The sequence below is a fragment of the Nocardia sp. 2TAF39 genome (assembly GCF_052114905.1).
Taxonomy (GTDB): domain Bacteria; phylum Actinomycetota; class Actinomycetes; order Mycobacteriales; family Mycobacteriaceae; genus Nocardia.
Genome location: NZ_JBFRFQ010000078.1, coordinates 1 through 15,388 on the forward strand (window position 1 = coordinate 1; position 15,388 = coordinate 15,388).

The window sequence follows — 15,388 nt, forward strand, 5'->3', positions numbered from 1 at the left end:
CGGGCACGGCCTGCACCGGCTTCGCGGCACCGTCCGCTACCCGAAGGCAGCGTAACCCTGTCATGACGATCATCGGTAAGCCGTGTGCGGGAAAACCGCACGCACGGAATTGAAAGGGGAAAGGGGCGAGAGCCCCGGACTACCAATGGCCTCTCTCTCGGATCCCGAAGTGCGCGAGTTCCTTACCCACGGCACTCGAACGGGCAAGGTGGCGTTCGTGGCGGCCGACGGCAGGCCGATGGTCACGCCGGTCTGGTTCATCCTCGACGGTGACGCCTTGGTCTTCAATACCGGCAAGTCCACTGTCAAGGGCAAGGCGTTCGCGCGCGACGCGCGCATCGCGGTGTGCGTCGACCTGGAGGAGCCGCCGTACCCATCGGTCCAGTTGCAAGGGACCGTGACGCTTTCCGAGGACCCGGACGAACTGCTGCGCACCGCCACCGAGATCGGCGGACGCTACATGGGCGCGGACCGGGCCGAGGAGTTCGGCAAGCGCAACGGCGTGCCAGGCGAACTCGTCGTCCGACTCCGGCCCTCGAAAGTGATCGCACACTTCGACGCGACGGCCTGACTTCTCGGTTCGGGCCTCACTCCCGGGGAAGCAGCGTCCCCAGCGGTCCGAGGTCGATGTTGAGATCCTCAGGGGTCAGCCCGAAGTGGTTCCGCAACTCCTCCATTCGCTCCTCGAGCAGCATCAGGGTGGTGCCGATCCGCTCGATCTGCTCGTCGCTCAGGTCGCCCTCGTCCACCCGCCGCAACGCCTGTCGCTCCATCAGTTGCCGGAGCAACTCCACCAGGGTGAGCACGAGCGTGACGAGCCCGCGCTCGACGGATTCGGGATTCGAGTCGATATGTGGGGGGATGCCGCCGAATTCAGTCATCCCTGCGCGCCTCCAGCGCATCGCGCGGTGCGGCGGACTCGAGTGGTTCGGCGGAAAGGGGGGTGATAGAGGAGATGAGGGCCCGCAGCGAGATCTGCACCATGTCGACATCCGCGAGGGAGAGCCTGATGTCGCCCGAGATGACGACCCCGCCCGCCAGCACCCGGTCCAGTAGGTCGATGAGGGCGATGCGGCGCTCCCCGTCGGCGTTCCTCACAGGGGCTCCCGTTCCATGCCGGCGAACGAATACGGTGGCCACGGACCGGTGAGCTCGAGCCGGATACCTCGATATTCCTTCCCGAGTTCCCCGACTGTCGAGACGAACTCGTCGGCGCGCGCATCGTCCACCAGGTAGGTGCCGTTGAGCACCATCCAGTCCCGCCTGCCGCTCAGCGCGGGATCGGTCGCGGCCTGACGCCGGCCGGCGGCGGCATGTCGTACCAGGCGTGCATGGATCTCGTCGGCGCGCGCTGCGGCGTCACGTTCGACCGTCTCCTGCGCGGACAGCTGGGCTTTGCGACGGAGCAGATATGCCGTGCCGACGCCCCTGTCACTGCTCGCCGCCTTGGCCTCGGCCACCGCGGCGGTGAGGGCGGCGCGGTCGCCGTAGGCTTTGACGCCCCACTCCGTGCGGTCGGTCACCAGGGTGAGTGCCGACTCGAAGTCCGCCCGCCGCTCCTCGAGCAGACCGCGGACTCCGTCGTCGTCGAGATAGACGGTGGCCAGGCGCAGCGGGACAGCCGGACCCCGTCGCGCGACAGCGGAGACGACGGTGTCATGCGCCCGGGCCGTCGCCTCCAGCCAGGTCAGATCTTCCAAATTGCGCCGCAGCGGTTCCTTCCCGAAAGCCTCGAGCGGGACCGTCCCGACAACGGCCGCCAGGCCTTTCGAGACCACGAGACGCACCGCCTCACCCGCCACCCCGGTCACGTGACCCAGCTTGCCGACGGCGCCGCCGTCGACCGTCACCGCGTACAGCCAGACCCCGGCACCGTCAGTCACGGTCCTCCTCTTCCGCCGGTCGGCGGGCGCGTTCGATGGGTGCGTGGCGGTCGCGTCCGGCTTCGAGTTCGGCGATCCGGTCGCGCAGTTCGCGGTTCTCGAGTTCGAGGTCCCGATCCTGCCGCTCGAGCGTGCGGGCTTTGCTGTTGAGCCAGGGATCGGTTTCCCACCAGTCGATGCCCACCGCCTTCGCTGTCTCCAGCGAGGCGATCACCAACCGCAGCTTGATGGTGAGCAGCTCGATGTCGAGCAGGTTCACCTGGATGTCGCCGGCAATCACCAGGCCCTTGTCGAGAACCCGTTCGAGGATGTCGCCGAGGTTCGTCGACTGGTGTCCGCCGCCGTAGGGCTGTGGTACCGACGACGATCCGCCCCCGACCACGGTCATGTTCGATTCCTTCCGCCGATGTCGCTGCTGCCGCGGCTGTAGCGCTTGGTTCTGCGGTAGGCCAACAGGTTTCCGTCCAGGTCGATCTCCACCTCGTAGAGCGCCAGCATGTCCGCCGACGAGGGGATGCGGTGGTCCTCGAGCACCTCGACCTCCACCGTCCACCCCTGGTCCGTCGGCTCCACGGAGGTAGCCCCCTGCGCTTCCTTCGAGGTCAGCTCCATGAGGTGGTCGATCGCCGCGGTGCCGGCCTGCGCCGCGGTCAGTGGAGCAGGTTCGGGCTCGTGGCTGGTTTTGCCGCTCACGCGGGATCACTCCTTCCCTTCGGGCGGTACCGTGCCGGCGGACGGCCGGACCATCCGGTCGAGGACCGCCTGCTGCGCAGCCCTGTGCTCCTCCTCCGACAGCTGACCCGCCGCAAGGGCCGCGTCGATCTCCTCCAGTTCCCGCCGAGCGATCGCCGGGTCGTGGAGTTGCTGCTCGACCTGGTCCTGGATCAGTTCACCCAGCCAGATCACGCCGCGGACCGGGGCGAACGGTAACGAGAGGATCGAGGAAAGCAGGCCCATGCGTCAGCCCGCCGGTTCCCGCTTCATCACGAAGTCGTAGGCCGCCATCGGGCCGAGCAGACTTATCTCCACGCGGCCGTCCCATTCCTCGGCGAGTCTTCCCAAAGCCTCCTCGAGTTCGCCCTGCCGAGACAATTCGATGAGGACCGCGACGTGGACGGCGTCTTCCTCGTGGGTGGGGTCTCGCTCGCTGACAAGGGGTTCGAGTGCGTCGAGCGCAGCGGTGACCCGGCGGGTGTCCTCGGCACGCTTGGCCTCGATCGCCTGGTTGATGATCTCGCCCAGCGCCATGCGGGCATCACGGGTGGCGTCTTCCGGCTTGTCGCGGATTTCCTCCCGTAGCCGGGCGGCCTCGGAGTTCTCGTTGACCAGCTCACTCAGGATGGTCTTCTCGACGTAGCGTCCCTTGATCACGAACTGCGCGCGGCCCTCGAGTTCCTCCAGCGCGGCACGGAACTCGTCGAGGTGAGCTTCGAGCAGCTCCTTCTCGACCGAATCCGCATCGGACATCACCGCTCCGAACCGCAGCGGCAGTACCGGCGTGACAGCCGCGGAACCGTCCAACAATTTCGCGTGGGCCGTGAGGTCGTCGGGCGTGCCGAGTGGCCGATCGACTGAAATCTCGCTGACCAGCGCGGCGATCTCGCCATGGCGCACCGTCGAGACGTCGCTCGGCGGATCTCCTACACCGGATGCGTGCTCTTCGGGCTGCACATCGGCCGGCACAATGCCGTACACGTACACCCCGTTGGTCCGACCGCGTTCGCGGTGCGGCGCGGTGGCTTGCTCGGTGGGCATCATCTCTCCCTTCGTTTCGATGACCGACTCGCCGTCTGGCGCTTGTCCTCCACGTCGTCGAGAAAGTTCATGACCTTCTCGCCCGCGGCCTCGATAGCGCCTTTGGTCTTGTGTTTCGCGCCGCCCTCGGTGATCTCGCCGACCAGGTCGGGTAGGCCCTTCGGTTCGGTGTCGGAAATCTCCAGCCGGTTGACTGCCTCGGCGAACCGCAGGTAGGTGTCAACGCTGGCCACTACGACCCTGGCGTCGATGGTCACTAATTCGATGCCGACCAGCGACACCCGCGCGAATGCGTCGATGACCAATCCCTTGTCGAGAATCGTGTCGATGACTTCGGCCAGACCCGAGGAGTTCGGGCGGGCCATGGTGCCGGCGCCCCCTCCTCCTCGGCCTGCAGGTTCGATCGTCATATTTGTCCTCCTCGCTTATCCCCCGATCGGGTTCTGGATGTGGTGATGTGCCGGGCCGCAGGTCGACGACGGGCCGGCTCGGGTTCTCTCTCCTCGTCCTCCGATTCCTCGTCTTCGGGGACTTCGTCCTCGAGTTCCCGGTCTTCGTCTTCCGGCCCCTCGTCTTCCGCGCTTTCCTGCTCTTCGCGACGGGCGGTCTCGTCGTCTTTGACGACTTTCTTGTCGTGGATCTCGCCGTGCCAGCCTTCGATGTCATCCGGGTGCAGCAGGCTCTCGGTCATGACGTGACGCTGGAAATGCTTCAGTTCCAGGCGGGCCCGGCGGCCGACCGCACGCCAAAGGTTGGCGGTCTTCTCGAAGAATCCGCGGGGGTGATATTCGAGCACCATGATGACGCGGGTCAGATCGGGGGCGAGCTCGTGGAAGGTCACCGCCCCGTCGATGTAGCCTTTGTCGCCCTTCGAGCGCCACACGATCCGTTCGAACGGCTCCTGCTCGAGGATCGTGGACTGCCAGGTCCGTCGGGACCAGAAGACCTTGCCGGTCCACTCCAGCTTCTGGTCGGCGGCCTGTTCGACCTGCTCGACCTTCTTCATGAACTTCGGGAAGTCCGCGAACTGGGTCCACTGGTCATAGGTGAGGCGGATCGGAGCGCCGACATCGACCTGCTCGACGATGTTCGTCAGCTTCAGCTTCTTACCGCCGGAGCCCTTCCCCTTCCCGCCGACAAGTGATTCCTTTACGCCTTGGAACGCATCCTTGGCGGTGTGCTTGAACCCATCCATTCCGGCGCTCATGACTGCCTGCATCGGCGATTTACCGTCGGCGAGCTTCTCGATGCCGGTCACCGCCGCCAACAGATTCCCGCCACCGCCTTCGGCGTACTGGTTCAGGCGCTCGGCCGTCCCTGACATGGTGTCCGAGACGCCGGAGAGCGCACGTCCGGCCAGGGTTCCGGCCAGGTCCTGCAGCGATTGCTGTAGCTGCCCGGTCGGGGTGACCTCCTCGACCTTTCGCTGAGCGGTTCCGGCCGCGCCGGTCGCAGCCTTGCCGGCCCGGCCCGCGGTGCCGGCAGCGGTCTTGCCGACTCGGCTCACGGTGCCGGTGGCGGCCTTGCCCACCGTGCCGGGGACGTCTTCGAGAGATTTCCGCACCATCGGGATTCACCTCCTCGTACGCCGCACCGGCGCGTGCTCGGCGACGTCAGCGTCGGCGCGGACACGACGCCGGCCGGGAGTAGCCGACTTCCTGGCCCCAGAGCTGGATGCCTTGTCCGGTCGCCGGGGGCGCGACTCACCGGCTCGGGTCCGCCCAGAGCGCGTCGCCTGTCGTGCGCGGGCGGGCTCCCGGGTTTCCCGGTCGCTCTCGTCTTCGTCGCTCTCCTCGGCTTCGAAGTCCTCGGCTTCGGTGTCCTCTTCCGGTGTGCCCTCTTCGTCCTGGTACTCGTCCTCCAGATCCTCCTCGTCGGATTCGCGTTCGTAGTCGTCGCCGGCGTAGTCGGCCTCGGAGGTTTCGTCGTACTCTTCCTCGCCGCGGCCCGAGGTGAGCTCTCGAGACTCTTCGGCTTCAGCGTCCGCTCGGGTTCCCGCCGGCCGTTGCTGCAGGCGGGAATTCAGGGAATCGATCCCATGGCTCGCGGCGGTGACCGCCGCTGCCCGCGCCGCCCCCAGCAACTCCCCGCGAACCGTTTCGGTGATCTCGGCCAGCTCCGGTGACGAGCTGATCAATGAGGTCCCTCGCTGTAGCAACTCCTGCGGCCCTCCCGAAGACCGCCTGGCCAATACCGCGCCTGCCAGCGACAATGCCAGTCGCATCTTGCGAGTGCGGCCCAGGAAGTAGCCGACGCCCACCCCCACCGCTATTCGTGCTCCGGCCTTCACGACGATCACTCCTTGCTTGTTTTTCGACTGCGACTCGCCGAACAGCGGGTTCATCAGTGGCACTACGTGCTGGTAAATGTCGGGTAGACCACACTGGCCCCGGCAAACCTCCCGCGTCCTTATCGAGTCGAGGTATTTCCGCCGGTCGGCATCCCGAGTCATCGGCCGGCCACGGCCGTCCGCGAACCAGTTGCCGACCTCACCGAGATCGGCGGCCGGTACACGAGTGCGGATCGGGCCGAGGAGTTCGGGAGTGCAACGGCGTGCCGGGCGATTCGAGTAGTGCCGGTGCCCACTGGAGGTCATCGCACAGTGCGATGTGACGGCCTGAATACACTCACCGCATGACCGTGCACTTCATCGGGGCGGGGCCCGGCGCCGCGGACCTGCTGACCGTGCGCGCGGTCGCTCTGCTGCGAGCCTCCCCGGTCTGCCTCTACGCGGGCACCTATCTCGACCCGCAGGTGCTGTCGCACTGCGCGCCGGACGCGGAGCTGATCGATACCCAGCATCTGGACCTCGCCCAGATCACCGGCCATCTGGTGCGCGCCACCCGATCGGGGAAGGACGTGGCCCGGCTGTGCTCGGGCGACCCATCGCTCTACTCGGCGCTCACCGAACAGACCCGCAGGCTGGACGCGCAGGGTGTCCCGTGGGACGTCACGCCCGGCGTGCCCGCCTATGCCGCCGCGGCTGCGCTGCTCGGCGCCGAGTTGACCGTGCCCGAACTCGTGCAGTCGGTCGTGCTCACCCGCACCCAGGCCCGCTCGACCGCGATGCCCGATTCGGAAGCCCTGGCGAACTTCGCCGCGACCGGCGCCACCCTGGTGCTGCACCTGGCCATCACCAGCATCCGTGCGCTGGCCGGCGAGCTGGCCGCCGACTACGGCCCGGACTGCCCGGTCGCCGTCGTGTACCGCGCCAGCCAGCCCGAACAGCGGATCCTGCGCGGCACCCTGACCGATATCGCCGACCAGGTCGAGGTTGCCGGATTGCGGCAAGCCGCGGTGATCTTGGTCGGACGTGCGCTGACGCCCACTGCGCCCTGCGCCGAATCCCATCTCTACGACCCGGCCCGACTGCGCCACTCCTGACCCGGTGGTGCCCAGATGTCACACCGAGGAACGGTGTGAGAACGGCAACAGCCCTTCGTCGGACCGGCTGAAACCCCTCTGCCTGCATTGATGTTGCTCGGCTATAACGGTTGGTTGGTCGGGTGCGCACGGCGACGGTAGATTGTTCCGGTGATCCGCAGTGACAGTCCCGGCAGAGCCGGTCAGTGGTCGTTGGGCACAGTCGAGCCCATGTAACAAGGTTTGCCTCTTGGACAGATAGTTCAGACGAACATTTTTGCCTGATTGATATGAGAACAGAACACCGGAGACGCAGGCGCCACGCTTGGACGGGTGGGCGCCACGTCCGGGTGTTGGCGGGGAGCGCTTGCGTGGTGTTCCGGAAGCGAGGTTACGGTTGAACCGGCTGGATTTCGGCGGAAACGGTGAAACTGATGGCGAACGGGCACCTGCGGGTTCTGGGTCACAACCCGGCCTGCTGCCGCCCGGTGCCTTTCCATTGTCTCCTGCCCAGCTGGGCATCTGGTACGCGCAGCACGTCGACCCGCAGGTGCCGATCAACATCGCGCAGTACGTCGACTTGCACGGCGAGTTCGACATCGAGATGTTCGACCGCGCCGTCTGCGACGTGTCCGCTGAGCTCGGTTCGGGCTTCCTGCGCATCATCGAACGCGACGGTGAGCCGCTGCAGTGGGTCGACCACAGCATCGCCGACGGCGGGATGGTCGAGTACGTCGATCTGCGGGGCGAAGACGACCCCGAGGCCGCTGCGCTCGCGTGGATGCGCACCGATTACAGCCGACCTCTCGACCTGACCACCGACCGGCTGATCGGGATCGCCGCCCTGCAGCTGGCAGAGGACCACTGGTATTGGTACTCGCGGGCGCATCACATCGCGCTCGACGGCTTCGGCGCCATGACCAACACGAACCGGATCGCCGAGCTGTACACGGCGTACGTCAACGGCACCGAGCCGGCGGCCGCCAAAGCGACTGACCTGTACACGCTCTACGAGCAGGAGATCGCCTACCGCGGTAGTACCCGCTTCGCCTCCGACAAGGAGTACTGGGCCGAGCGTGTCGCGGGGCTGGAGGAAGGCACCAGCCTCACCGGCCGTTCCGCGCCGCCCGCGGCGGCCAACGGCATCGTGAGCGCCGCGTTGTCGGACGAGCAGAACACGCGGCTGGAGGCGGCTGTCACGCGGCACGATTCGTCGCCTGCGGGACTGCTGCTCGCGGGATTCGCAGCGTATCTGGCGCAGTGGAACGGCGTCGAGGACGTCATCCTCAGCCTGCCGGTGACCGCGCGCACTACGGCGGCGATGCGGCGCTCCGGCGGTGTGTCCTCGAACATCGTGCCGCTGCGGCTGCACGTCGGCCACGACACCACGGTGGCCGAGCTGCTCAAGCAGGTCCAGATCGAGGTGTCCGGTGCACTGCGCCACCAGCGCTACCGGCACGAGGACATCCGCCGCGACGCGGCGGGTGACCGCGTGGTGACCACCGAGTTCTTCGGGCCGTGGGTCAACATCATGCTGTTCCATGACCAACTGGTTCTGGGGCCGATGGTCGGCCAGTTCAGCGTGCTGTCCACCGGCAGCATCGAGGACCTCGGCGTCAACTTCTACCAGTCGGTCGCGGGCACCCGTTCGCACATCGACTTCGAGACCAACCCGCACCTCTACACCGAGGACGAGGCGCACCGGCAGCACGGTCGCTTCCTCGAGTTCTTCGATCGCTTCCTCGCCGCCGACGCGGACTCGGCGGTGTGGGGCTTGGAGATCACCACCTCCGGCGAGCGTGACCGGACGCTGCTGGAGTGGAACGACTCCGAGCAGGACGTTCCGGAGACCACGCTCGCGGCGCTGCTCGACGCGCAGATGCCGCTGACCCCGGACAATATCGCGCTCGACTTCGAGGGCGCGACGCTGACCTACGCGGAGTTCGACGCGCGGGTCAATCGGCTGGCCCGGTTCCTGATCGCCGACGGCGTCGGCCCGGAATCTCTTGTCGCACTGGGGATGCGCCGCTCGCTGGAGCTGGTGATCGGCATGCACGCGGTGCTCAAGGCCGGTGGCGCGTATGTGCCGATCGATCCGGATCATCCGGCCGAGCGCACCGCCTACATTCTCGACAGCGCCGCGCCGGTGTGCGTGCTGACGCTGTCCTCGGACGATCTGGAGCTACCCGAGTCGGTGCGCCGGGTGGAGATCGACACCCTCGACGTGTCGGCGTACGCCGCGGGCCCGGTCACCGACGCCGAGCGGCTCGCGCCGCTGCGCCCGGACAACACCGCCTACGTCATCTACACCTCGGGCTCGACCGGCCGCCCCAAGGGCGTCGCGGTCCCGCACCACGCCATCGTCAACCAGCAGCTGTGGATGCTCGACGAGTACCGGCTGACCGCCGAGGACGTGTACCTGCAGAAGACCGCGACCACGTTCGACGTGTCGCTGTGGGGCTACTTCCTTCCACTGATGGTGGGCGCAAAGCTGGTCATTGCCGCGCCGGACGGGCATCGCGACCCGCTCTACGTCGCGGACATGATCGAACGGCACGGGGTCACCGTGACCGACTTCGTCCCTTCCATGCTCACGGTGTTCGTCGCGCACGCCACCCAGGCCCAATGCGCCACGCTGCGTGCGGTTTTCGTGATCGGTGAGGCGCTGCCGCCGGAGACCGCGGCGAAATTCAGAGAGATCACCGCTGCGCCCGATGGTCGCTCCGCAGGCTCCGCTCCAGCCGGGCTATACAACCTGTACGGCCCCACCGAAGCCGCGGTCTCGGTGACCTACTGGGAGGCGACGGCCGCCGACACGGTGACCGTGCCGATCGGCATCCCGGAGTGGAATGTCCAGGTCTATGTGCTGGATTCGCGGCTGCGTCCGGCCGCGATCGGCGCGCCGGGCGAGCTGTACCTCGGCGGGCGCCAGCTGGCCCGCGGCTACCGCGGCCGACCGGACCTGACCTCGGACCGATTCGTCGCGAACCCGCTGTCGCCGAACGGCGAGCGGATGTATCGCACCGGTGACCTGGTGCGCTGGAACGACACGGGAACGCTGGAATACATCGGCCGCACCGACTTCCAGGTGAAGTTCCGCGGTCAGCGCATCGAGCTCGGCGAGATCGAGACCGATCTGCTAGCCCATCCCGCGGTCAGCCAAGCGGTCGTGCTGGTCGTGGATACGGCCACCGGCCAGCAGCTGGTCGCCTACGTCGTCGCGGCGCCCGCCCGGACTGCGGACCCGGCGGAGCTGACCAGGTTCGCGGCGCAGAAGCTACCGAGCTACATGGTGCCCGCGTCGATCATGGTGCTGGACGCCTTTCCGCTCAACACCAGTGGCAAGCTGGATCGCAAGGCCCTGCCCGAACCGGTGTTCAGCACGGACGCGGCCGGATTCCGTGCGCCGCGCACCCAGGCCGAGCAGATCGTGGCCAGCGTCTTCGCCGATGTGCTGAGCCAGGACCGGATCGGGATCGATGACAACTTCTTCGATCTCGGCGGCAACTCGCTGGTCGCGACCCAGGTGGTGGCGCGGATCGGCGCCGCCTTCGGCACCCAGATCGGGGTGCGCGTGCTGTTCGAGACGCCGACCGTCGCGGGGATCGCCGCGCGCGCCGAGAAAGCCGCCGCGGCAGAGGGCCACGACGCTGTCGAGCCCCGGCCGCCGCTGGTCGCCCAGCAGCTCCCGGAGCGGGTGCCGCTGTCGCTGGCACAGCAGCGGATGTGGTTCATCAACCAGTTCGATCCGACTGCGCCGACCTACAACCTGCCGTTCGTGGTGCGGTTGCGCGGCCAAGTCGATCTGGGCGCATTGCAGGCCGCGTTGTTCGATGTGGTGGCGCGGCAGGAATCACTGCGCACGATCTTCCCCGAGTCCGGCGACGGCGGGTACCAGCAGGTGCTTCCGGTCGATCAGGTCGACCTCGGTCTCACGGTGCGGGCAATCGATCAATCCGCATTGCACGGTGTGCTCGCCGAATTCGCGTCCACTGGGTTCGATGTGTCGTGGGAACTGCCGATCCGGGTACGGATCTTCGCGGTCACCGGTGGACTCGGGAACGGCTCCGCCGATTATGCGGTCGCCTTCGTGGTGCATCACATTGCGGCGGACGGCTTCTCGTTCGGTCCGCTGGCCCGCGACGTCGCCACCGCCTACCTGGCCCGCACCGCGGGCGAGGAGCCGAGCTGGGCTCCGCTGCCGGTGCAGTACCAGGACTTCAGTGTCTGGCAGCGTGAGCTGCTCGGCGCCGAATCCGACCCCGCCTCCATGGCAGCCCGCGAAATCGCGTACTGGCGGAGAGCTTTGGCGGGCCTGCCAGATCAGCTGGACCTGCCCGCGGACCGTCCGCGTCCGCCGGTGCAGAGCTTCCACGGCAGCCGGGTGGGCTTCGAGATCGACGTCGAGCTGCACCAGCGCTTGGTCGCGCTGGCTCGCGCGGAGGGCGTCACCCTGTTCATGGTCATGCACGCCGCGCTGGCGGTGCTGCTCGCCCGGTTGTCCGGTACCGGCGACATCGCCATCGGCACCCCCGTCGCCGGGCGTGGCGAGCAGGCGCTCGACGACGTGATCGGTATGTTCGTCAACACCCTCGTGCTGCGCTCGGAGGTGGACGGCAGCGAGCCTTTCGTCGACTTCCTCGCCCGTACAAGGGAAACCGACCTCGCCGCGTTCGCCTTCGCGGACGTGCCGTTCGAACGGCTGGTCGAGGTGCTCAACCCGACCCGCTCGCAGGCGCGTCACCCGCTGTTCCAGGTGATGCTGTCATTCCAGGAGATATCGCACGGCACTCTGGAACTGCCCGGCCTGTCGGTCAGCGCCGACGAGCTCGAGGTTCCCATCGCGAAGTTCGACCTGCAGTGGACGCTGACCGAACAGCGCGGCAGCAAGGGCGAACCCAATGGCGTGTCGGTCGTGGTCTCCTACGCTACCGACCTGTTCGACGCGGAAACGGTTGCTTCGTTCGCCGATCGGCTGGTCCGGATCCTGCGCGGGGTCACCGCGGACCCAGCGGCGATCGTCGGTGAGGTCGATCTGCTCGGCGAGGGCGAGTGGGCCGATGTGGCGCAGAACTGGGTGTCCTCAGGTGGGGATGGCGGCACCGGTCTGTTCGCCGAACCCGAGGTCACGCTGGTGGCGCTGTTCGAGGCGGCAGTCGGCGCGCATCCGGATCGCGTCGCCGCGAAGTTCGGTGCCGATTCGTTGACGTATGCCGAGTTGGATCGGCGGGCGAATGCGCTGGCGCGCAGGCTTATTGCCGATGGTGCTGGTCCGGAGTCGTTGGTGGCGGTGGTTCTGCCGCGGTCGTTGGATTTGGTCGTTGCGCTGCTTGCGGTAGTGAAGACGGGCGCGGGGTATGTGCCGATCGATCCGACTTATCCGGCGGAACGCATTGCCTTTGTGCTGTCGGACTCGCGTCCGACGAGCGTAATCGTCGACTCTTCGGTCGAAGTGGCGATGCCGGAAGATCTGCCCGCGGTGGTGCTGGACGACTTCGCGGCGGAAATTGCCGATGGCGCGCCGATCACCGACGCGGATCGCACTGCGGCGCTCGCTCCGGACAATGTGGCCTATGTGATCTACACATCGGGTTCGACCGGTCAGCCGAAAGGTGTGGCGGTCGCGCATCGGAATGTGGTGCGGCTGTTCGCGAATACGGATCGGGACTTCGGTTTCGGACCCGACGATGTGTGGACATTGTTCCACTCGTATGCGTTCGACTTCTCGGTGTGGGAGTTGTGGGGTCCGCTGTTGTTCGGCGGGACCATGGTGGTCGTCGACTACTACACCTCGCGGTCGCCGGAGCAGTTCCTGGAGCTGTTGCGCGATGAGCGGGTGACGGTGTTGAACCAGACACCGTCCGCCTTCTACCAGCTCGCCGAGGCCGATCGCAGTGCGGGGCCGGGTCTTGCGCCGCTGGCGCTGCGCTATGTGGTGTTCGGTGGTGAGGCGCTGGAGCTGCGCAGACTGTCGGATTGGGTTGCCCGCCATGGTGATTCGTCGCCGTTGTTGGTGAATATGTATGGCATCACCGAGACGACGGTGCATGTTTCTTACCGTGCGTTGGACGCGGCGACCATCGCCGCTGCTTCCGGCAGTATCGTGGGACGCGCGATCGCCGGCTTGCGGGTGTATCTGCTGGACGGCCGGTTGCGTCCGGTGCCGGTGGGTACCGCTGGCGAATTGTATGTCGCCGGGCCCCAATTGGCCCGCGGATATCTCGGCCGTCCCGACCTGACGACGACGCGTTTTGTCGCGAATTCGCTGGCCGGTCCCCATGAGGCCGGTTCGCGCCTGTATCGCTCCGGCGACTTGGCGCGGTGGAACCGGCACGGTGAGCTCGAATACCTGGGTCGTGCCGATGATCAGGTGAAGGTCCGCGGTTTCCGTATCGAGCTCGGTGAGATCGAGGCTGCGGTGTCGGCGCAGCCGGGTGTTGCCCACGCGGCGGTCATCGTGCGTGAGGATCAGCCGGGTGGCCAGCGGATCGTCGCGTACGTGGTCGGCGAGATCGACCTCGACGCGGTGCGCAGTGGCACCGCCGACCAGTTGCCCGCGTACATGATGCCCTCGGCCTTCATACAGCTGGACGCGATTCCGTTGACCGTCAACGGAAAGCTGGACCGGCGTGCCCTGCCCGCCCCGGTATTCGAGGTGCGCGCCTTCCGTGCCCCGAGCACCCCCATCGAGGAGATCGTCGCCCAGGTCTTCGGCGAGGTGCTCGATCTGCCCAGGGTGGGCGTGGACGACGACTTCTTCGACCTCGGCGGCAACTCGCTCGTCGCCACCCAGGTCGCCTCCCGGATCGGCATCGCGCTCGATACCAGGGTGCCGGTGCGCATGCTGTTCGAATCGCCCACCGTCGCCGCGCTCGCCGCCAGGGTCGAGTCGCATGCTGGTGACGGCGCGGGCAAGGCGCTGGTGGCCAGAGAGCGGCCCGACGAGGTTCCGCTGTCACTGGCGCAGCAGCGCATGTGGTTCCTCAACCGGTTCGATATGTCCAACGCGGTCAACAACATTCCGGTCGCGATCCGGCTTTCCGGTGACCTCGATGTGGCCGCGATGCAGGTCGCCATTATCGATGTGATCGACCGGCACGAGTCGCTGCGCACCGTCTTCCCGGAGACCAAGAGCGGCCCGGTGCAGGTGGTATTGGACGCCGCGCAGATCGTGCCGGACCTGACCCCGGTGCCGGTGACCGAGCGCAACCTGATCGACCATCTGGTCGAGCTCGCCTCCATGGCGTTCGACGTGACCAGCGAAGTGCCGCTGCACGCACGACTTTTCGAGATCAGCGAGTCCGAGTACGTGCTGGGCATGGTGGTGCACCACATATCCGCCGACGGCTGGTCGATGGGCCCGCTGGCCCGCGACGTCATGGTGGCCTATGCCGCACGCACATCGTGGGAGGCTCCCGCCTGGTCGGCGCTGCCGGTGCAGTACGCCGACTACGCGCTGTGGCAGCGCGAGGTGCTCGGCTCCGAGGACGACCCGAACTCGCTGATCTCCACCCAGATCAGGTTCTGGACGCGCGAACTCGCCGATCTGCCCGACGAATTGGTGCTGCCGTCGGATCGGCCGCGCCCCGCCGTCGCCTCCTATCGCGGCGGCACCTATCCGTTCGTGATCTCCGCCGAGACCCAGCGCGCGCTGGTCGAGCTGGGCCGCATGCACAATGCCTCGCTGTTCATGGTGCTGCACAGCGCGCTCGCGGTGCTGCTCGCCAGGGCCAGTGGGACCAGCGATATCGCCATCGGCACCCCGGTCGCGGGCCGAGGTGAGGCCGCGCTGGACGATCTGATCGGCATGTTCGTCAACACCCTGGTGCTGCGCACCCAGGTGGACAGCGCGTCGAGCTTCGCCGACCTGCTCGCCAGGTCGCGCGAGACCGATCTGCACGCGTTCGCGCACGCGGACGTGCCGTTCGAGCGGCTGGTCGAGGTGTTCAATCCGACCCGCTCGCAGGCACGCCACCCACTGTTCCAGGTGATGCTGACCTTCCAGAACACCAGGCAGGCCAGCCTGGAGCTGCCCGGTCTCTCGGTCAACGGTATCGATTACGACGCCCGGCTTGCCAAGTTCGACCTGCAGCTGACGCTCTCGGAGACCCAGGACGAACAAGGTGACGCGGCAGGTATGTCGGCCGAGTTCTCCTACGCCGTCGACCTGTTCGACGAGGCGACGGTCGCCGCGGTAGCCCGGCGACTGGATCGCATTCTCGCGGCGGTGACTGCTGACCCGAACGTGCCGGTCGGCGACATCGATGTGCTCGCGCCGGAGGAGCGTGCGCGGGTGTTGGTCGAGTGGAACGATACTGCGCGTCCGGTGGCTGTCGGGACGTTGGTTTCGTTGTTCGACGCGCAGGTTGCGGCGCGGCGTATGTCCC

At 67.1% G+C, this 15,388-nt stretch carries 12 protein-coding genes and 1 pseudogene; 3 read left to right on the top strand and 10 right to left on the bottom strand.

Features of this window, described 5'->3' with window-relative positions; genetic code table 11:
• Positions 1–145: 145 nt before the first annotated feature.
• Complete coding sequence (locus AB4Z47_RS29505; RefSeq protein WP_441955788.1) at positions 146–571, top strand: PPOX class F420-dependent oxidoreductase; 426 nt, start codon at positions 146–148, stop codon at positions 569–571.
• A gap of 16 nt (positions 572–587) precedes the next feature.
• On the opposite strand, the gene AB4Z47_RS29510 is transcribed toward AB4Z47_RS29505, so the two are convergent.
• The 10 genes from AB4Z47_RS29510 to AB4Z47_RS29555 are packed head-to-tail and all read right to left on the bottom strand — an operon-like array spanning position 588 to position 5,982.
• Entirely contained in the window at positions 588–881 is a 294-nt protein-coding gene (locus AB4Z47_RS29510; protein ID WP_441955790.1) for a gas vesicle protein K, read from the bottom strand.
• Positions 874–1,098 carry a gas vesicle protein gene (locus tag AB4Z47_RS29515; protein ID WP_441955792.1) on the bottom strand — a complete coding sequence of 75 codons (225 nt, stop codon included), beginning with the start codon at positions 1,096–1,098 and terminating at the stop codon, positions 874–876. Before AB4Z47_RS29515 ends, AB4Z47_RS29510 begins: the two co-directional genes overlap by 8 nt.
• Entirely contained in the window at positions 1,095–1,883 is a 789-nt protein-coding gene (locus AB4Z47_RS29520; protein ID WP_441955794.1) for a GvpL/GvpF family gas vesicle protein, read from the bottom strand. The genes AB4Z47_RS29515 and AB4Z47_RS29520 overlap by 4 nt, the downstream gene beginning before the upstream one ends.
• Positions 1,876–2,271 (bottom strand): gas vesicle protein, encoded by a 396-nt coding sequence (locus tag AB4Z47_RS29525; RefSeq protein ID WP_441955796.1) that lies wholly within the window; start codon positions 2,269–2,271, stop codon positions 1,876–1,878. Before AB4Z47_RS29525 ends, AB4Z47_RS29520 begins: the two co-directional genes overlap by 8 nt.
• Positions 2,268–2,576: a gas vesicle protein gene (locus tag AB4Z47_RS29530; RefSeq protein WP_441955798.1), complete on the bottom strand. Its 309-nt coding sequence runs from the start codon at positions 2,574–2,576 to the stop codon at positions 2,268–2,270. The genes AB4Z47_RS29525 and AB4Z47_RS29530 overlap by 4 nt, the downstream gene beginning before the upstream one ends.
• 6 nt (positions 2,577–2,582) lie before the next feature.
• A complete protein-coding gene (locus AB4Z47_RS29535) occupies positions 2,583–2,840 on the bottom strand; it encodes a gas vesicle protein GvpG (protein ID WP_441955800.1) in 258 nt (85 codons plus the stop codon).
• Positions 2,841–2,843: 3 nt separating this feature from the next.
• Positions 2,844–3,638, bottom strand: coding sequence for a GvpL/GvpF family gas vesicle protein (locus AB4Z47_RS29540; protein WP_441955802.1), 795 nt, complete (start codon positions 3,636–3,638; stop codon positions 2,844–2,846).
• Entirely contained in the window at positions 3,638–4,048 is a 411-nt protein-coding gene (gene gvpJ / locus AB4Z47_RS29545; protein ID WP_441955804.1) for a gas vesicle protein GvpJ, read from the bottom strand. Before gvpJ ends, AB4Z47_RS29540 begins: the two co-directional genes overlap by 1 nt.
• Positions 4,045–5,202: an SRPBCC family protein gene (locus AB4Z47_RS29550; protein WP_441955812.1), complete on the bottom strand. Its 1,158-nt coding sequence runs from the start codon at positions 5,200–5,202 to the stop codon at positions 4,045–4,047. Before AB4Z47_RS29550 ends, gvpJ begins: the two co-directional genes overlap by 4 nt.
• A 9-nt stretch (positions 5,203–5,211) precedes the next feature.
• On the bottom strand, positions 5,212–5,982 hold the full coding sequence (locus tag AB4Z47_RS29555) for a hypothetical protein (protein WP_441955806.1): 771 nt from the start codon (positions 5,980–5,982) through the stop codon (positions 5,212–5,214).
• 290 nt (positions 5,983–6,272) lie between these two features.
• On the opposite strand from AB4Z47_RS29555, the gene cobM reads away from it, so the two are divergent.
• Together cobM and AB4Z47_RS29565 are read left to right on the top strand one after the other, a co-directional pair.
• Entirely contained in the window at positions 6,273–7,022 is a 750-nt protein-coding gene (gene cobM / locus AB4Z47_RS29560; RefSeq protein ID WP_441955808.1) for a precorrin-4 C(11)-methyltransferase, read from the top strand.
• Positions 7,023–7,500: 478 nt separating this feature from the next.
• Positions 7,501–15,273 (top strand): annotated as a pseudogene (locus tag AB4Z47_RS29565) (amino acid adenylation domain-containing protein); the annotation flags it as partial.
• Positions 15,274–15,388: the final 115 nt, after the last annotated feature.